We start from the raw sequence: 17,261 nt of genomic DNA on the forward strand, positions 1-17,261 counted from the left end.
GGAAACAGCGCTTTGGAGACATTTTACGGAGCCCTCTGGCTTTTTTTCTGCTACTCCTTCCTGGGGTGGCTGGGGGAGACCGCCACGGCGGCGGTCAAACAGCGCAGATATGTGGACCGCAGCCTCCTCTTTGGCCCGGTGTGCATCATCTACGGCGCGGCGGGGGTGCTCATCAGCGCCGTCCTCCGGGAGCTGGCCGGGAACTGGTTCTTCCTCTTCCTGGGCAGCGTCATCTATGCCACGGTGGTGGAGTGGATCGCCGGCCACGCCCTGGAAAGGCTGACCCACACCCGCTGGTGGGATTACTCCCACCGCAGGTGGAACCTGGACGGCTACATCTGCCTGAGCGCCTCCCTTCTCTGGGGCCTGCTGGGGGTGGGGGTGGTCAAGTGGCTGACGCCCCTGCTGTCCGGCCTGCGGCACCTCCTGCCGCCCCTGGTGGGGCATATCCTCCTGTGGGCGTTGCTGGGCATCTTCCTGGTGGACTGCCTGGGCACCGCCCTCACCCTGGCGGGGGCGGGCCACAGGCTCCCGGCGGTGGAGGAGGCGGGGAACCGTCTGGCCGCCCTGGCCCTGCGGATGGGCACCTGGGTCCTGGGCAAGACCGAGGGCCGCATCCAAAGGGCCCACCCCCAGGCCCAGTTTCACGCCAAGCCCCGGGAGAAGCCCGCCATCTTCGCCCAGGGCTGCGGCTTTTATAAGCTCTTCTGGCTCTTCCTCATCGGCGCTTTCCTGGGGGACATCGTGGAGACCCTCTTCTGCCGGGCCACCGCGGGGGTGTGGATGTCCCGCTCCAGCGTAGTGTGGGGGCCTTTCTCCATCGTCTGGGGCCTGGCCATGGCCCTGGCCACCCTGCTGCTGTACCAGTACAAGGACCGGCCCGCCAGCTTCCTATTCGTGGCGGGCACCCTCTTGGGCGGCGCCTACGAATATCTGTGCAGCGTCTTTACCGAGGTGGTCTTCGGCACGGTCTTCTGGGATTACAGCCACATCCCCTTCAACCTGGGGGGCCGGGTGAACCTCCTCTACTGCTTCTTCTGGGGCTTCGCGGCGGTGGCCTGGTTCCGGCTGTGCTACCCCAAGCTCTCCGGCCTCATCGAGCGGGTGCCCCTCAAGCTGGGCAGGGTCCTGAGCTGGGTGATGGTGGTCTTCATGCTGGCGAACGTCACCGTCAGCTCGATGGCCCTGGCCCGCGTCGACGAGCGGGCCAGGGGAATCCCGGCGGACAGCGCGTGGGAGCGGTACATGGACGAGCATTACCCGGATGAGCGGATGAACGAGATATACCCCGCCGCCGTGCGGATAAGTTGACATAAAAACGCCGGAGCAAAGCTCCGGCGTTTTTCGCGTTTCTCACAGCGTGCCCAGCAGCTCCCCCATGCTCCTCAGCCCGTCGATGAACCGCCAGCCCGTGGGGGCGGAGAGGTCCAGCTTCACCAGGCTCATGTCCTGGGTGCCCATGCGCTTGCCCCCGGCGTAGTCCACCCGGCCGCCGAAGGGGATCTGGAGGGGGGCCCGCTCCATGACGGCGGGGAAGTCCTCCCACCGGGGCATCCCCGGCCCCATGCGGCGCAGCCCCTCGCAGAAGAAGTGGGCGCTGATCCAGCCGCAGTGGGCGTAGCCGTTCATGGCGTAGTCCCCCAGCCAGTCCGCGGCCTCGGCCAGGTTGTCCAGCCGCTCGTCCTGGTAGTTGAGCCAGCTCAGGGCATAGAGGTCGAACTTGCCCCTGACCCGCTCCTCGGTGGCCTGGGCGATGGTGATGATGGAGTTCAGATAGGTGGTGAGTACAGGTTTACATAAATCTTGCACCGCCATCTCTCCGGCCACGGTGGGGAAGAAGGCCTGGGGAGCGGCGATGACCACGCAGTCCACCCCGGCCTGCTTTAAGGCCTCCACGGCGGGGGAGAGGGTGGACATGTCGGTCTTCACCCGCTGGACCTCAAAGGCCTGACCCAGGCGGCGGCACTGGAGCTGGACCCCGGCCAGCAGATCGCAGCCGGTGTCGTCGTCGGTGTATAGCACCCCGATGGTCCTGGGGTGAAACATGGACAAGGCCCGCACCACCAGCACCCGCCCCTCGGTGACGTAGATGGGCTGGATGGGGTAGCAGTTGGAGCCCTGGGCGAAGGTCTGGGCCTGCTCGGCGTAGAGCCGCCCCAGGCCGGTGGCGAAGCCGAAGACCGGCAGGCCGATGCGCCGGATGTCGTCCAGGGTGGCGTTGACCGACGGCGCGCCGAAGTGGGACAGGTAGGCGAAGGCCCCCTGCACCTCCACCAGTTCATGGAAGGCCGCCCGGGCCTTTTCCCCGTCGTAGCCGTCGTCGATATGGAGGAGCCGGAGGGTCCGGCCGTAGATGCCCCCGGAGGCGTTGACCATGTCCAGATAGGCGTGGATCCCGGCCACGATGGGGTCGCCGGTGGTGGCGAAGCTGCCGGTGAGGGCGGCGGAGTTGGCCACAAGGATCTCCCGCTCGGTGATGCCCTGCTCCATGGTCCCATCTCCTTTCCATTGATTCCTTCAAATTATAGCGGAAAAACCCGTCAGGGGCAAGAGGCAGCTGAGCTTTGGGCGAAAGAGAGAAAAACTGTCACAATTCTTGACAAGCTGGCGCGTTCAGGGGATAATGGAGAAAAATCCAGGCGGGGGAGGGGCAAGGATGACCTTTTCGGAGAAGTTTGATTTTCTTTTGAAGCTTACGGGCACGTCCAACAGCGTGCTGGCCCGTCATATGCGCCTGGACCCGTCCTATATCAGCCGCCTGCGCCACGGCAGCCGGAGCCTGCCCCGGGACAGCGAGTACCTGCCCAAGCTGTGCGCCTTCCTCCTGCGCCAATGCGCCGGGGAGGAGCTCCGCCGGGCCCTGTGCCAGGCGGTGGGGGCGGCGGACGCGGTCACGGACGAGAGCCTGGAGCGGCAGATCGTCCGCTGGCTGTGCGACGAGGAGGGGGACCTGGTGGGGGCCCTTCTCAGCGACTTTTCCGCCATGGCCCCCGCCCCCAAAAAGCAGGTGGACCAGTCCACCCAGAACGAGGCCCTGGCCTTCTACGGCGACGAGGGCCGACGGCAGTCCACCATCGCCCTGTTCAACCTGGCCCTTCAGCAGCCCGGGCCTGTGACCCTCCTGCTGTACAGCGACGAGGACGCCGCCTGGATGAACAAGAGCTCCTCCTTCTCCTACGAGTGGAGCACCCTCCTGTGGCAGATCATCCTCCGGGGCGGGAAGGTGAAGGTGATCCACAAGGTCAGCCGCAATATCGACGAGATGTTCGACGTCATCCGCCGCTGGCTTCCTTTCTACGCCTCCGGGGCCATCGAGCCCTATTACTATCCACGCCTGCGGGACGGCATCTATAAGCGGACCTTGTCGGTGATCCCCGGGGTGGCCGCCGCCTTCTCCACCTCCATCGGCCCCCAGACCGGGGTGGCCACCACCTTTATGACAAGGGAGCGGCAGGCGGTGGACTCCTTCACCAACGAGTTCTCCAGCTACGTGGCCCTGTGCCGCCCCCTCATCGAGTTCTTTCAGATGACCTCTCCGGCCTACCTGGAGACCTTTCAGGAGTATCTGGACCGCAACACGGGAAGCGTCCTGGAATCGGACAGCCTCTCTTTGACCACGGTGCCCCAGAAGGTCATCCGGCGGCTGGAGGGGAGGACCGACCCCACGGTGGAGGCCGCCCTCAAGCGCATCCACGCCGCCTGGAGCAGCTGGGTCACGGGCAATCCCTCGGGCCAGCCCATCTGCCATATCCTGCGCCTGGCCCGCCCCGAGGACGTGGCGGCGGGAAAGGTGCCCATCTCCTGCGCCGGGCTGCTGCTGGGCCAGCCGGTCTATTACGAGCCGGAGGAGTACTGCGCCCAGCTGGAGCACATCCTGCGCCTCATGGAGACCTGTCCCTGGTTCCAGGTGGTGCTGCACGACGCCCCGGCGGCGGGATACTCCCTCCACGTTTTTGAGGAGCAGGAGGTCTACATCTTCAAAGAGCAGCCCCCCTACATCATCTTCCGCATCCGGGAGGGCAATACGGTCATGGCGTTCTGGGACTACCTCCAACGTTTGCAGGAGGAGCTGGTCCAGGACAGCGGCACGGTGGCCGAGCGGATCCGGGGATGCCTGAAAAAGATCCGCGCACTGCAAAAAGAGGCTTGAGAGACACACAAGAAGGCCGCCCCGTGGAACATCCACGGGGCGGCCTTCTTGTGTGTCGTCAAAGGAGAAACCGAAGCTCCGAACCTTGGGAGAGGAGCGGAGAGCGGTGGCGCGGGGGATCAGGCTTCCAGGAACTTCTTCACCTCATCGGCGAAAAGCTCAGTCTGGAGGATGCCGGCCATGTGGCCGCAGTCGGAGTCGATGGGGTAGCACCGGGCGTCGCCGCCCAGGGCGTTGATTTTGTCCACGGCGTCCTGGACCATGTTCCAGGGGTGGAGCACGTCCAGCCGGGAGGGGATGGCCAGCACCTTGGCCTTGATGCGGGAAAGGGCCTTGTCCAAATCCCCGCCGTAGGGGCGGGAGACGTCATAGTTGAGGCACATCCGGCAGGTGTAGAGCCAGTGGTTGAGGTCCACGAGATGCTGGGTCAGGTTCACCGCCGCGTCCAGCTTCTTCTCGTAGGTGGCCTCCCCCAGGACGCTCTCGTAGCACTCGGAGTCCAGGGCGACCTCCCGGGGGTAGGTCCGCTCGTAGAACCCGGCCTGGAAGGCGGCCACGTTCATCATCTCCAGGGCCAGGTGGAGGGACTCCTCGGGCTGCTCGGCTCTGCCGTAGTAGTCGCCGCCGTTCCACTTGGGGTCCAGCTTGGCCACCCGGATGCCGTATTGGAGGGGGTTGAAGCCGCCCCACACGGGGAGCTTGGGGGTGCCGATGACGGGGACGATCTTGTCCATCCAATCGGGATAGGCCACCGCCCACTGCCAGGAGGTCATGGCCCCGAAGGAGGGGCCCATGACGGCCTTCAGGTGGGTGATGCCCATGGACTCCAGCAGGAGCTTCTGGGTGTTCACCACGTCCAGCACCTCGGGCACGGGGAAATCGAGGCCGTAGGGCTTGCCCGTCTCCGGGTTCACGGTCTTGGGGCCGGTGGTGACCACGGTGGGGTTGTTGGCCCCGGTGTTACACAGGTTATCCGAGCACACCACGAAGTACTTGTCGGTGTCCACCGCCTTGCCCGGGCCGATGAGCCCGTCCCAGAAGCCGGGCAGGGTATCGGACTCGGCGTACTTGCCCGCGCAGTGGCTGGAGGCGGAGAAGTAGTGGACCACCAAAATGGCGTTGTCCTTGGCCGCGTTCAGGGCGCCGAAGGTCTCGTAGCCCATCCGCACCGGGAGCGTCCGGCCGCAGGTGAAGGGAAAACTGGGGATCTCAAAGGTCTTTTTTTGCGTGAGCAGAGCCATATCGGTACGCTCCTTTATTTAGATGATGCCTACCATGATAAGGCAGATGCACAGGATGGTCAAGAAGATGGGCATGATGACGGTCAGGGGGAAGACGTGCTTGTAGGAGTCCTTGGCGGTGACGCCGCACACCGAGCACATGAGGATGAAGGTGGAGCAGTGGGGCAGGGTGTCCAGGCCGCAGCAGGCGATGGTCATCAGCCGGTGGAAGGCCTCGGGGTTGACGCCCTGGGCCAGGTAGGCGGGCAGCATGGAGTCGGCAAAGATCTGGAGGCCGCCCAGGGCGGTGCCGGTGATGCCCGCCACCACGTTCACGGCCACGGAGGCGGAGACGTAGGGGTTAAAGGTGTTGGACAGGCTCATGGCGAAGTCCACGAAGTACTGGAAGCCGGGGGCGGCCTGGACCACGCCGGCGAAGCCCATCACGCCGCCGGTGAGGAGCAGGGCGGAGGTGCAGGAGGACCACATACCGGCGGTGAAGGTCTTGAGGACACCTTCCTTTTTGGAAGCGCCGAAGAACACCTTGGGGTTCAGGACCACGGAGGCCACGATGGCGATGCACAGGGAGGTGAGGATGCTGTCGGTGGCGCCCATGCGGTCCTTCAGCAGGATCATGACCAGGACCACGATCAGCAGGGGGACGATGGAGGTCAGGAAGGGGGGCAGGTCCTTGTCGTCCTCCGCCTGCTGGGCGTCGGAGCCGGAGACCACATAGCCCACGCCCAGGGCGGTCTGCCGCCGGGCCTGCCAGGTGACGTACACGCCGGCGATGACGGTGCCCACGATGCAGGCGATGATGCCCATGACGGGGGCGGAGAAGGCGTTCACGCCCAGGCCGTACTCAGGCCGGGCCAGCAGAGCGTTGGTGGAGGTGGGGTTGCCGGGCAGGCACAGGCACAGGGTCACCGAGGCGCACAGGACGATGCCGGGCAGCAGGTTCTTGGTGATGTTCGCCTTGCGGAACAGGGGGGCGGCCACGGGATAGACGGCGAACACGATGACGAAGGCGGACACGCCGCCCATGGCCATCAGCAGGGTGATGAGCAGGGCGCCCAGGGGGGCCCACTTGACGCCGAAGATCTTGAAGAGCACCTTGGCCACGCTCTCGGCGGAGCCGGTGACCTTCAAAAATTCGCCGTAGGCGGCGGCCAGGCCAAACAGCAGGAAGTAATTGCCGGCGAAGTTTTTGAACCCGGTGGCGTAAGCGCCCGCCAGGGTGCCCCAGAAGGGCAGTACGTTGGTGATGATGACCACCACCGACGCGATCAGGGAGGCAATAAAGGCGTTGACGCCCTTATAGCTCAGGACGATCAGGCAGGTGATCGCCAGCAGAAGACCAATAACACCGATCATGATTTGGGTTCCTCGCTTTCTCTCAAATTCTCTTTTGTCCGCAGGTACCTCCATCGGCCGCCCGGTGACCGTATCCTCCTCTCTTCGTCGTTTTTACCGTGGAACGGCGGACGGGGCGGGGCGGCGTGGGTACTTTTGCTGAATCCAACATAACATAGGCGAAAAAGGAAGAAAACCGCCGCCGGCCGTTTGTCAATGACAGCCCTTGGCACGAATCGTGACGAAGAAAGGAGACGGATTTGCCTTTCGTATGGGAAATTCCTTGACAGAAAAGCGGTTGGGCCTTAAAATAAGTTTGGTGCATTTTTTTGAAACGCGCCGCCGGCGCGTTTCATTTTTAGCGGGCCGCCCCTGGCGGCTCATTCTTTGCGTTTGATTGTAAAAAATAAGATAAGAAACACGGAGGTGTGAGAAAAACGACATGGAATTGAATCTGTTGACTGTGATCGTGGGGATCGTCACCCTGATCATTGGCGTTTTTGTGGGCATCGCGTACCGGAAAAACGTGGCCGAGAAAAAGATCTCGGGGGCCGAGGAGGAGGCCAAGCGCATCCTCAACGAGGCCATCAAGACCGCCGAGAACAAGCAGCGGGAAGCGATGGTGGAGGCCAAGGAAGCCATTCTTACCGCCCGCAACGAGTGGGAGAAGGAAGAGAAGGAGCGCCGGAGCGACCTTCAGAAGCAGGAGCACCGCCTGCAGCAGAAGGAAGAGAATCTGGACCGCAAGACCGACAACATTGAAAAGAAGGAAGAGAACCTCCAAAACAAGCTCACGGAGCTGGAAGCGAGCCGGGAGGAGATCGAGACCATCAAGGCCCAGCAGCGCGCCGAGCTGGAGCGGATCTCCGGCCTGACCGCCGAGGAGGCCAAGAACTTCCTTATCAGCCAGCTGGAGGTGGAGGTCACCCACGAGTCCGCCGCCAAGATCAAAGAGGCGGAGAACCACTATAAAGAGGAATCGGACAACCTGGCCCGGGAGATCATCGGCCTGGCCATCCAGCGCTGCGCCGCCGACCACGTGGCGGAGGCCACCGTCTCCGTGGTGCCCCTGCCCAGCGACGACATGAAGGGCCGCATCATCGGCCGGGAGGGCCGCAACATCCGCACCCTGGAGACCCTCACCGGCGTGGACCTCATCATCGACGATACCCCGGAGGCCATCACCGTCTCCTGCTTCGACCCGGTGCGCCGGGAGATCGCCCGCATCGCCCTGGAGAAGCTGATCCAGGACGGCCGCATCCACCCCGCCCGCATTGAGGAGATGGTGGAGAAGGCCAAGCGGGAGGTGGACGCCACCATCAAGGCCGAGGGCGAGCGGGCCGTGTTTGAGACCAACGTCCACGGCCTCCACCCCGAGCTTGTCAAGCTCCTGGGCCGCATGAAGTACCGCACCAGCTACGGCCAGAACGTGCTGAACCACTCGGTGGAGGTCTCCCATCTGGCGGGGCTCATGGCCGCCGAGCTGGGCGGGGACGTGGCCAGCGCCAAGCGGGCCGGACTCCTCCACGACCTGGGCAAGGCCATCGACCACGAGGTGGAGGGCTCCCACGTGGCCATCGGCGTGGAGCTGGCCCGGAAGTACCACGAGAGCGAGGAGATCATCAACGCCATCGAGGCTCACCACGGCGACGTGGAGCCCAAGACCCTGGTGGCGGTGCTGGTCCAGGCGGCCGACGCCGTCTCCGCCGCCCGCCCCGGTGCCCGCCGGGAGAACCTGGAGAACTACATCAAGCGCCTGGAGACCCTGGAAGGCATTGCCGCCTCCTTCCCCGGCGTGGAGAAGTGCTTCGCTATCCAGGCCGGACGGGAGATCCGCATCATGGTGGAGCCCGACAAGATCACCGAGGACCAGATGGTCCTCCTGGCCCGGGACGTGGCCAAGAAGATCGAGGACGAGATGGAATATCCCGGCCAGATCAAGGTGAACATCATCCGGGAGACCAAAGCGGTGGATTACGCGAAATAAGCAGAAGAAAAGGCCCTGTCCCAAGTTCGAGACAGGGTCTTTTTTGTTCTACAAGTCATGTGCGATGCGCAGGCGAACCTATGACTTTGGATACCCGCCGGGCCAGGCGGCCCCTTTGGGCCGTCAGTCCAGCTTCAGGTCCCCCTCCTTGATCCAGCCAATCTTTCGGAAGAAGAGCCCGAAGGCCCAGGTGAGGAGGGCGGGGAGGACGAAGGAGATGAGGATCAACCCCAGCCACTCAAAGGCCCCCGGGGTGATGGCCATGGCCCCGTTGGCCAGGGCCTGCTCGCTGGGGGCCACCCAGCCGGTCCAAACCCCCAGCTGGCCGCACAGCCCGCAGGTGCCCATGCCCGAGTTGATGGGCGCGCCGTTCATCTCCAGGCGGAAGAGGCAGGTGGCCAGGGGTCCGGTGACGGCGGAGGTGAGGATGGGGGGGATCCAGATGCGGGGGTTCTTGACGATGTTGCCCATCTGGAGCATGGAGGTGCCAAGCCCCTGGCTCACCAGCCCGCCCCAGCCATTCTCCCGGAAGGACATGACAGCGAAGCCAACCATATTGGCGCAGCACCCGGCCACGGCGGCCCCCCCCGCCAGGCCGGTGAGCCCCAGCACCGAGCAGATGGCGGCGGAGGAGATGGGCAGGGTCAGGGCCACGCCCACCAGCACGGATACCAGGATGCCCATCCAGAAGGGCTGGAGCTCGGTGGTCTTCATGATGAGCTGGCCGAAGGCGTTGGCCACCCCGCCGATGGGAGGCGCGATAAGCCAGGCCACCCCGATGCCCACCAGGATGGTGACGATGGGGGTCACCAGGATATCTACCTTGGTCTCCTTGCTTACCGCCTTGCCGCACTCGGCGGCGATGATGGCCACGAAGAGCACCGCCAGCGGCCCGCCGGCCCCGCCCAGGGCGTTGCAGGCGTAGCCCGCCGTCACCAGGGAGAAGAGGACCAGAGGGGGCGCCTGGAGGGCGTAGCCGATGGCCACGGCCATGGCCGGGCCGGACATGAAGGAGCACAGCCCCCCGATGGTGTAGCCTACCTGGTTGATGGTGATGACCTGGGTCGTGAGAAAGCCGATGTGGAACTGGGTGCCCAGGGTGTTTAAAATGGTGCCGATGAGCAGGGATGCGAACAACCCCTGGGCCATGGCTCCCAGGGCGTCGATGCCGTAGCGTCGGGCGGAGATCACGATGTTTTTCCGTTTCAAAAATGCCTGGAAGCCGTTCATGGGAAGGACCCCGTTTCCTTGTAAAATCAATGGGACAGTACAGGTGTCATGACACCTGTACTGTCCCATTATAACGGTTGGGCGGGATTTGTCAATCCAAAATTTGCCTCGGCGGCGCTGTGGGGCCCGATCCGGACTAATATGCCCGTTCCAAAAGGGGGCCAAGCATCGTTTGGCGCAGTTGGCCTATGGGGGGCGAAAGGCCTTTTTGGCCGGGCTCACACGTACCCCAGCAGACCCCGGACGGAGACCTCCCCGGCGGTGACGGTCTCCTCGGTCCCGTCCTCCCGCCGCACCCGGAGGGAGAAGTCGTCGTCCACGGCCAGGGCGGTGGCCCGGACTTCCCCCGACGGCCGGAGGATGCGCACCTCTTTTCCCACGGTGGCGCACCGGCGGCGGTACTCGGCCAGATAGTCCGCCCTGGCGGCGGGGAACCGGCCGGCCAGCCGGTCCAGTTCCTCCAGAAGGGCCCCAGCCACCTGGGCCCGCCGGGGCGGGGCGGGAAGGCACTGGCCCAGGGAGACAGCCACCCCGGCCAGCTCCCCGAAGTCCTCCGCCGTCTGGCTCACGTTGATCCCCATGCCCGCCACTACATAGTCCAGGGCCCCGGTCTCCCCCTCGATGCCCAGCTCGGTGAGGATGCCGCACAGCTTTCTGCCCTCCAGTAGGATGTCGTTGGTCCATTTGATGGAGCAGGAGAGGCCGGTGAGCCCCTCCACGGCCCGGCAGACCGCCACCGCCGTCCAGGCGGTGAGCTGGCTCACCTCCTCCAAGGGCACGTCGGGCCGGAGGAGGAGGGAGAGGTAGAGCCCCTTTCCGGGCAAGGACTGAAAGCTCCGCCCCCGGCGGCCCTTACCCCCGGTCTGCTCCCCGGCGATGACCACCAGCCCGTCGGGGGCCCCGGTGGCCGCCCGGCGCCGGCACTCGTCGTTGGTGGAGTCCACCCGGTCCAGATAGACCACCTGCCCGCCCACCCGCCGTCCGGGGCGGACCAGCTCTCCGGGGGAGAGGAGGTCGGGGGAGGCGGAGAGGCGGTAGCCCCTGCCGGGGAGGGCGTCGATGGTGTAGCCCTCGGAGCGCAGGGCGGTGACCGCCTTCCACACCGCCGCCCGGCTCACTCCCAGGGCGCGGCTCATGGCCTCCCCGGACAGGGGGGCCTGGGCCTGCCGCAGCAGGCCCAGGGTCTCGTCTTTCAGCATGGTCAGGACCTCCTTTTTCGTAGGTCCAGTCTACCGCCAAAGGGGTAAACTTGTCAACAGAAAGCGAAAAACAGTTTACAATAGTTCTGAAATATGCTATCCTGCTTGTAAACTAAAATAAAAAAGAGGTTTACAATATGAGAAATCAGACCCACTCCCTGGCCCTGGCGGCCCTGTTTACCGCTCTGACGGCGGTGGGGGCCTTTCTCCGCATTCCCCTGGGGGCCTTGTCCCTCACCCTTCAGTTTCTATTTACCGCCCTGGCGGGGGTGACCTTGGGAGCCAAGTGGGGGGCGGTCTCCCAGGGGGTCTATGTGGCCCTGGGGCTGGTGGGCCTGCCCATTTTCACCCAGGGGGGCGGGGTGGGCTACCTGCTCCAGCCCAGCTTCGGCTTTCTCCTGGGGCTGATCCCCGCCGCCGCCGTCATCGGCGCGCTGGCGGGGGAGCGGGGGGAGAGGCACCGGGTGGTGCCCGCCTGCCTGGCGGGGCTGGGGGTCCTCTACCTGGTGGGGCTGCCCTATATGGGGCTCATCCTCAACGTCTATCTGGGCAAGGGGGTACCGGTGTGGACGGTGGTGCGGACGGGGATGCTGGTCTACCTCCCCGGCGACGGGCTGAAGATCGCCGCCACGGCGGCGGTGGCCCCGGCCCTCTGCCGGGCGGTGAAACGGGCATAACCCAACGCCCTGTCCCATATAGTGTGGTATCTGATCGTGGAAAGGCGGGGGTACCATGCCCTATGAGGAGCTGCGGCCGGAAGCGGCCCACCATTTGATCCTGGAAGACCGGGGGCGCCTGACGGTGTCCGGAGTGGAAGATGTGGAGAGCTTTGACGAGAACACCATCGTCATGAACACCGCCCAGGGCACCCTGGTGGTCCGGGGGGAGGAGCTGCACATCGAAAAACTGAGCCTGGACGGGGGAGACCTGAAGGTGGAGGGGAGCGTGGAATCCCTGACCTATGAGGACGACCGCCGGGAAAAGGGCGGCTTCTTCTCCCGGCTGCTGCGCTGACATGGAGGTCTCTGTCACCGGCCAGGCCCTAGCCTTTCTGGGGGCCCTGGCCCTGGGGGCGGGGGTGGGGCTGCTGTACGACCTGTTCCGGGTCCTCCGGGTCCGCCTTCCCTGGAAGGCGCTGGGGGCCGTCCTGGACCTGGTGTTCTGGCTGACGGTGACCGCCGCCCTCTTCGTCTACGCCGTGGCGGCGGGGGATGGGGAGGTGCGGATCTACCTGGTGATGGGGGTCCTGGCCGGGGCGGCGGGCTACTTCCTCCTCCTCAGCCGGTTTTTTCTCCGCCTGGGTTATCGCCTTGCGGATCTTTTGTCCTTTTTGGGGAAAATGTGCCTTCTTCCCTTGAAATTAGCGGGAGATTTGGGCAAAAAATTTTGGTCAAAAGCGAAAAAGGCCTTCCATTATCGCTGGAAATGGTATAAAATAAGGGCTACCATAGGTGAAATGGACCGGATGGCCCGGCAGAGAGGCCCCGGCAAGGGAGGCGCAGGCGGTCATGAAAGTCAAAAAGGCGGGATTCCTCACAAAGATCGTCGTGCTGGCCCTGCTCATCGCGGCGTCGGTGTGCCTTCTGAGGATGCGGGTGCAGATCACGGCGGCCCAGAGCGAGAAGGCGCGGCTGGAGGCCCAGGTGGCGGAGCAGACCCAGGTCAACGCCGATCTGAAGGACGCCGTGGACAACAGCGACGATCCCGCGCGGCAGGCAGACATCGCCCGGGATAAGCTGGGGCTGGCGGCGCCGGGCGAAAAGGTCATCATTTTCACCGATTGAGGGTTTGCCCAGTTCGTCGAGAAGCCCAGAGCGCTGTCCCAAAATTTAAAGGAGGATATATCTGTCAGTATGGAGTTTGGTGTAGGTTCTGTTGTAGAGGGCAAGGTCACTGGCATCACAAAGTTCGGCGCGTTCGTCTCTCTGCCCGAGGGAAAGTCCGGTCTGGTCCATATCTCTGAGATCGCGTACACCTACGTGAACGATGTGAAGGACTACTTACAGGAAGGGCAGGAGGTCAAGGTCAAGGTCATCGGCATCGACGACAGTGGCCGCATCAACCTCTCCATCAAAAAGGCACAGGATCCTCCCCCGCGTCCGGCGGGCGGTCCCCCCCGCCAGGGCGGCGGCCGTCCCGGCGGCGGCCGGCCCATGGGCTTTACCGGCCAGCGCAAGCCGGCCGAGCCCGCCACCTTTGAGGATAAGCTCAAGCAGTTCATGACCGCCTCGGACAGCAAGCTGTCCGAGATGAAGATGAGCGAACGCAAGGGCAGCCGCAGAGGCGGACGGAAATAAGATCATAAAAGCCCCCGGCGGAGTGATCCGCCGGGGGCTCCTTTATAATCTTTGCGCTATTCGTTTTAAAGAACATTTGAACTTAAAAATCCTGGTGCAGTGTCGCAATTTTTATGAAAACCAGTCTTGACTTTTTCGGAAAAAATATGTTATCTTGATTAAGTTGGACAGCTAAGCGCGTAGAATTCCGAACGGATTCTACGCGCTTTTTTTGCCCTTCGTAGTTTTTAGGCAGCTTTTCTCTGATAAAGACTCCAAATCATCTATTTGTTATTAGGAGGAAGATCATGGAGCAAACCAATCAAAACCGGATGCTTGGCGAGGAGAAGATCTCAAAGCTGCTGGTAAAATTTTCGATCCCCTGCATCCTCTCGCTGCTTATCAGCGCACTCTACAACATCGTGGACCAAATTTTTGTGGGCAACAGCGCACTGGGGTATTTGGGCAACGCAGCCACAGGCATCGTCTTTCCCATCCTCATCATTGCCCAGGCCTTTGCCTGGTGTATCGGCGACGGCAGCGCCGCCTACCTCAGCATTTGCCAGGGCAAAGGGGATACCCAAAATTCCCATCGCTGCATTGGCACTGGCATCACGGTCACGCTGATCCTCAGTATCGTCATGCTGGCGCTCTGCGCTGTGTGGAGGGAGCCACTTCTGCGGCTGTTTGGGGCCTCAGACCAGACCATCGGCATGGCAGTGGAATACTTCACCATCGTACTCTGTTTTTTTCCGGCCTTTATGCTGATGAATATGATGAACGCCGTCATCCGGGCGGACGGAAGTCCGGGGGTCTCCATGGCGTCCATGTCCCTCGGGGCCGTTCTAAACATCATTCTCGACCCGGTGTTTATCTTTGTTTTGAACTGGGGTATCGCCGGCGCGGCCTGGGCCACAGTCATTGGACAAACGGCGTCTTTCCTCGTCAGCGCGCTGTACTTTTTCAGAACAAAGAGCTTTCGCCTGACGAGAAAGAGTTTTGTGCCGCATTTCAAGATTTTCAGCAACGCCCTAAAACTGGGGGCGTCCTCCTTCATCACGCAGATGTCCATTGTGGTCATTTCTCTGGTCTGCAACATTATGCTCGCCAAATATGGCGCGTTGTCGGTCTACGGGCAGGATATTCCCATCTCGGTCATCAGTATTGAGACAAAGGTGTTTACCATCGTTATCAACATCGTCGTCGGCATTGTCCTGGGCGGACAGCCGATTCTGGGCTATAACTTCGGAGCGAAGAAGTATCATCGTGTGCGGGAGACTTACCGCGCGGTCCTGACGGCGACGCTTGCAGTGGGCATCGTGTCCACTCTGATTTTCGAGCTTTGTCCGCAGGCCATCATCAACATTTTCGGTTCCGGGAGCGATGCGCTTTACCTGGAGTACGCCCAGTGTACCTTCCGGGTGTTCCTGTCCCTCGTCACCTTTACTTGTTTTATCAAAATGTCCTCCATCTTCTTTCAGGCTGTGGGCAAGCCGGTCATGGCGGTCATTGCCTCCCTGACCCGTGATATTATTTGTTTTGTCCCGCTGGTGATTCTGCTCCCCTCGGTTTTTGAACAGAATGAAGCCGGTAGTGGCATCAATGGGCTCTTGTTTGCCGCACCTGCCGCGGACATTATCGGCATGGTCGTCGCCGTTTGTTTAACTGTGCGCTATTTCAGAATGATGGGGGCGGGAAAAGAATCCGAACAGACCACGGAAAATGTGGTCATCCGCCCGTCACATCCTGGCGTTATCGTTACCATCGCCAGAGAACACGGTTCCTGCGGCAAGCGGATCGCTCAGCTCGTGGCACAGCGGATGGGGGTAGCCTGTTACTACAAGGAGATGACCGCCCTGGCCGCGCAGGAGAGCGGCCTGGACCGGCAATTTGTTTCAGACCTCAACGAGAACGCCCCGGAGCTGCTGCGTTCTCTGTATCTCAGTACAAGCGTCGTGCAGCAGGCAATCGTCGCCCAGGAGCAGATCATACGCAAAATTGCCGAGAGCGGCTCTTGCGTCATCGTAGGACGCGCCGCCGATCATGTCCTGAGCGACTATCCGGATGTGGTTCGCGTATTTATCTACGCCCCCAAAGAATACCGCATCAAGAAGGTGATGGAGATGTACGGCGATACGGAAGAGGCGGGGCGGAAGAGCATTGCTCGTTCAGACGCGGCCCGCGCTGCATACTATCACAACATTTCCGGTGGGATGTGGGGTGATCCGCACAGCTACCATCTCTGCATCGACAGTTCCTGCGGCGCAGATGCCGCCGCCAGCGTAATTTTTAATTATATCAAGCTGTTGAAGTGATTTCATATTGTCTCCTCAGTCCCTGCACATCAAAACAGCGCCGTGGAACTCGTTCCACGGCGCTGTTTTGATGGAAGAAAGGCTCAACCCACGACCTGGGCCTTGATGAGGTTGGTGGTTCCCCGCTCGTTCATGGGCACGCCGGCGGTGATGACCACGGTGTCCCCCTCCTTGATGACGCCCTCTTTCCTGGCGCTCTCTACGCACAGGGCAAACAGCCGGTCGGTGGAGTCCACAGAGCCGTAGAGGAAGGGGTGCACGCCCCAGGTGATGGCCAGCTGACGGCGCACCTTCTCGGTGGTGGTCAGGGCGATGATGGGGCAGGCGGGCTTGAAACGGGAAATGGCCCGGGCGGTGTGGCCAGAGGTGGTGGCGGCCAGGATGGCGGTGGCGTCCAGGTCCATGGCGGTCATGCAGCAGGTGTGGCTGATGGCCTGATTGATGGAGTGGGGCAGGTCGGACAGGAAGTCGTACTTCCGGAGGAACCGGCCCCAGTAGTTGGTGGCCCCCTCGGCGGCCACCACGGTGTCCACCATGGTCTCCAGAGCCTCAATGGGATACTTGCCGGAGGCGGTCTCGCCGGAGAGCATGACGCAGGAGGTGCCGTCGAACACGGCGTTGGCCACGTCGCTGACCTCGGCCCGGGTGGGGCGGGGGTTGCGGATCATGGAGTCCAGCATTTGGGTGGCGGTGATGACGGCCTTGCCGGCGGCAATGCACTTGCCGATCATCTCCTTCTGGATGACGGGCACCTCGTGGGCGGGGATCTCCACGCCCAGGTCGCCCCGGGCCACCATGATGGCGTCGGCCACCTCCAGGATCTCGTCGAAGTTGTCCACGCCCTCCCGGTTCTCGATCTTGGCCATGACGCGCATATCCTCGCCGCCCCACTTGGCCAGCTCCTCCCGGATGTCGATGATGTCGCTGGCCTTGCGGATGAAGGAGGCGGCCACGATGTCGAAATCGTTCTCGGCGGCGAACTTCAGGTCCTCCCGGTCCTTGTCGGTGAGGGCGGGGAGCTGGATGGAGGTGTCGGGGATGTTGATGGACTTGTTGTTGGACAGCCCGCCGCCGCTTTGGACGGTGCAGTGGATGTCCTGGCCCTTGATGTCGTCCACCAGCAGCTCCACCAGGCCGTCGTCGATGAGGATGCGGGTGCCCTTGTCCACTTCGTTATGGAGATTGGCGTAGGTGACGGAGACCTGCTTGCCGTCCCCTTCCACCTCCCGGGTGGTCAGGGTGAAGCTGTCCCCTTCGGCCAGGGAGATGGGGCCGTCCTTAAAGGTCTTAATGCGGATCTCGGGGCCCTTGGTGTCCATCAGGGCGGCCACGGGGATGCCCAGCTCGTCCCGCACCCGCTTCAGGCGGGTCAGGGTGGCCAGCTGGCTTTCGTGGGTACCATGGGAAAAGTTGAAACGGGCGCAGTTCATGCCGGAGAGGATCAGCTTGCGCAGCATGTCGTCACTGTCCACGGCAGGGCCCAGAGTGCAGATGATCTTTGTTTTTCTCATATTCATTCTCTTTTACCTCC

Annotated in this window: 14 protein-coding genes and 1 pseudogene; 9 read left to right on the forward strand and 6 right to left on the reverse strand. The window is 62.9% G+C overall.

The window, feature by feature from the left end:
* The first annotated feature begins 12 nt into the window (after positions 1-12).
* Positions 13-1,311 (forward strand): putative ABC transporter permease, encoded by a 1,299-nt coding sequence (locus AAEU42_RS03280; RefSeq protein WP_342232102.1) that lies wholly within the window; start codon positions 13-15, stop codon positions 1,309-1,311.
* Between the two features lie 42 nt (positions 1,312-1,353).
* Here AAEU42_RS03280 and AAEU42_RS03285 read toward each other — a convergent pair whose 3' ends face one another.
* Positions 1,354-2,490 carry an ABC transporter substrate-binding protein gene (locus tag AAEU42_RS03285; RefSeq protein ID WP_342232103.1) on the reverse strand — a complete coding sequence of 379 codons (1,137 nt, stop codon included), beginning with the start codon at positions 2,488-2,490 and terminating at the stop codon, positions 1,354-1,356.
* Between the two features lie 166 nt (positions 2,491-2,656).
* Between AAEU42_RS03285 and AAEU42_RS03290 the strand changes: the two genes are divergently transcribed.
* Entirely contained in the window at positions 2,657-4,150 is a 1,494-nt protein-coding gene (locus AAEU42_RS03290) for a hypothetical protein (RefSeq protein WP_342232104.1), read from the forward strand.
* 119 nt (positions 4,151-4,269) lie between these two features.
* Here AAEU42_RS03290 and AAEU42_RS03295 read toward each other — a convergent pair whose 3' ends face one another.
* Both AAEU42_RS03295 and AAEU42_RS03300 read right to left on the reverse strand, forming a co-directional pair.
* A complete protein-coding gene (locus AAEU42_RS03295; protein WP_342232105.1) occupies positions 4,270-5,391 on the reverse strand; it encodes an alpha/beta hydrolase family protein in 1,122 nt (373 codons plus the stop codon).
* Between the two features lie 18 nt (positions 5,392-5,409).
* Complete coding sequence (locus tag AAEU42_RS03300) at positions 5,410-6,744, reverse strand: GntP family permease (protein WP_342232106.1); 1,335 nt, start codon at positions 6,742-6,744, stop codon at positions 5,410-5,412.
* A 421-nt stretch (positions 6,745-7,165) separates the two neighbouring features.
* Between AAEU42_RS03300 and rny the strand changes: the two genes are divergently transcribed.
* Positions 7,166-8,710 (forward strand): ribonuclease Y, encoded by a 1,545-nt coding sequence (gene rny / locus AAEU42_RS03305; protein WP_342232107.1) that lies wholly within the window; start codon positions 7,166-7,168, stop codon positions 8,708-8,710.
* A gap of 123 nt (positions 8,711-8,833) precedes the next feature.
* Here rny and AAEU42_RS03310 read toward each other — a convergent pair whose 3' ends face one another.
* Complete coding sequence (locus tag AAEU42_RS03310; protein ID WP_342232349.1) at positions 8,834-9,940, reverse strand: PTS sugar transporter subunit IIC; 1,107 nt, start codon at positions 9,938-9,940, stop codon at positions 8,834-8,836.
* Between the two features lie 218 nt (positions 9,941-10,158).
* Positions 10,159-11,139, reverse strand: a complete 981-nt coding sequence (locus AAEU42_RS03315; RefSeq protein ID WP_342232108.1) for a biotin--[acetyl-CoA-carboxylase] ligase — start codon at positions 11,137-11,139, stop codon at positions 10,159-10,161.
* 137 nt (positions 11,140-11,276) lie between these two features.
* Here AAEU42_RS03315 and AAEU42_RS03320 point away from each other — a divergent pair, with 137 nt between their 5' ends.
* The 6 genes and pseudogenes from AAEU42_RS03320 (at position 11,277) to AAEU42_RS03340 (ending at position 15,730) form a co-directional block, all read left to right on the forward strand.
* Positions 11,277-11,816, forward strand: a complete 540-nt coding sequence (locus AAEU42_RS03320; protein WP_342232109.1) for a biotin transporter BioY — start codon at positions 11,277-11,279, stop codon at positions 11,814-11,816.
* A 55-nt stretch (positions 11,817-11,871) separates the two neighbouring features.
* Entirely contained in the window at positions 11,872-12,153 is a 282-nt protein-coding gene (gene yabP, locus AAEU42_RS03325) for a sporulation protein YabP (protein ID WP_342232110.1), read from the forward strand.
* A gap of 1 nt (position 12,154) precedes the next feature.
* Positions 12,155-12,415 (forward strand): annotated as a pseudogene (gene yabQ, locus AAEU42_RS14555) (spore cortex biosynthesis protein YabQ); the annotation flags it as partial.
* Positions 12,416-12,647: 232 nt separating this feature from the next.
* A complete protein-coding gene (locus tag AAEU42_RS03330; protein WP_342232111.1) occupies positions 12,648-12,923 on the forward strand; it encodes an FtsB family cell division protein in 276 nt (91 codons plus the stop codon).
* A 69-nt stretch (positions 12,924-12,992) separates the two neighbouring features.
* Positions 12,993-13,436: a S1 RNA-binding domain-containing protein gene (locus tag AAEU42_RS03335; RefSeq protein ID WP_342232112.1), complete on the forward strand. Its 444-nt coding sequence runs from the start codon at positions 12,993-12,995 to the stop codon at positions 13,434-13,436.
* Between the two features lie 287 nt (positions 13,437-13,723).
* Entirely contained in the window at positions 13,724-15,730 is a 2,007-nt protein-coding gene (locus tag AAEU42_RS03340) for an MATE family efflux transporter (protein ID WP_342232113.1), read from the forward strand.
* Positions 15,731-15,813: 83 nt separating this feature from the next.
* Here AAEU42_RS03340 and pyk read toward each other — a convergent pair whose 3' ends face one another.
* Positions 15,814-17,241, reverse strand: a complete 1,428-nt coding sequence (pyk, locus tag AAEU42_RS03345; protein WP_342232114.1) for a pyruvate kinase — start codon at positions 17,239-17,241, stop codon at positions 15,814-15,816.
* Positions 17,242-17,261 lie beyond the last annotated feature (20 nt).

Source organism: Pseudoflavonifractor phocaeensis, from assembly GCF_038439875.1.
Classification (GTDB): domain Bacteria; phylum Bacillota; class Clostridia; order Oscillospirales; family Oscillospiraceae; genus Vermiculatibacterium.

Coding starts and splice junctions, on each gene's coding strand:
- rny (WP_342232107.1), top strand. CDS start 7,166: ATGGAATTGAATCTGTTGACTGTGATCGTGGGGATCGTCACCCTGATC.
- AAEU42_RS03300 (WP_342232106.1), bottom strand. CDS start 6,744: ATGATCGGTGTTATTGGTCTTCTGCTGGCGATCACCTGCCTGATCGTC.
- AAEU42_RS03330 (WP_342232111.1), top strand. CDS start 12,648: ATGAAAGTCAAAAAGGCGGGATTCCTCACAAAGATCGTCGTGCTGGCC.
- AAEU42_RS03295 (WP_342232105.1), bottom strand. CDS start 5,391: ATGGCTCTGCTCACGCAAAAAAAGACCTTTGAGATCCCCAGTTTTCCC.
- AAEU42_RS03320 (WP_342232109.1), top strand. CDS start 11,277: ATGAGAAATCAGACCCACTCCCTGGCCCTGGCGGCCCTGTTTACCGCT.
- AAEU42_RS03310 (WP_342232349.1), bottom strand. CDS start 9,940: ATGAACGGCTTCCAGGCATTTTTGAAACGGAAAAACATCGTGATCTCC.
- AAEU42_RS03315 (WP_342232108.1), bottom strand. CDS start 11,139: ATGCTGAAAGACGAGACCCTGGGCCTGCTGCGGCAGGCCCAGGCCCCC.
- AAEU42_RS03285 (WP_342232103.1), bottom strand. CDS start 2,490: ATGGAGCAGGGCATCACCGAGCGGGAGATCCTTGTGGCCAACTCCGCC.
- AAEU42_RS03335 (WP_342232112.1), top strand. CDS start 12,993: ATGGAGTTTGGTGTAGGTTCTGTTGTAGAGGGCAAGGTCACTGGCATC.
- pyk (WP_342232114.1), bottom strand. CDS start 17,241: ATGAGAAAAACAAAGATCATCTGCACTCTGGGCCCTGCCGTGGACAGT.
- AAEU42_RS03290 (WP_342232104.1), top strand. CDS start 2,657: ATGACCTTTTCGGAGAAGTTTGATTTTCTTTTGAAGCTTACGGGCACG.
- AAEU42_RS03340 (WP_342232113.1), top strand. CDS start 13,724: ATGGAGCAAACCAATCAAAACCGGATGCTTGGCGAGGAGAAGATCTCA.
- yabP (WP_342232110.1), top strand. CDS start 11,872: ATGCCCTATGAGGAGCTGCGGCCGGAAGCGGCCCACCATTTGATCCTG.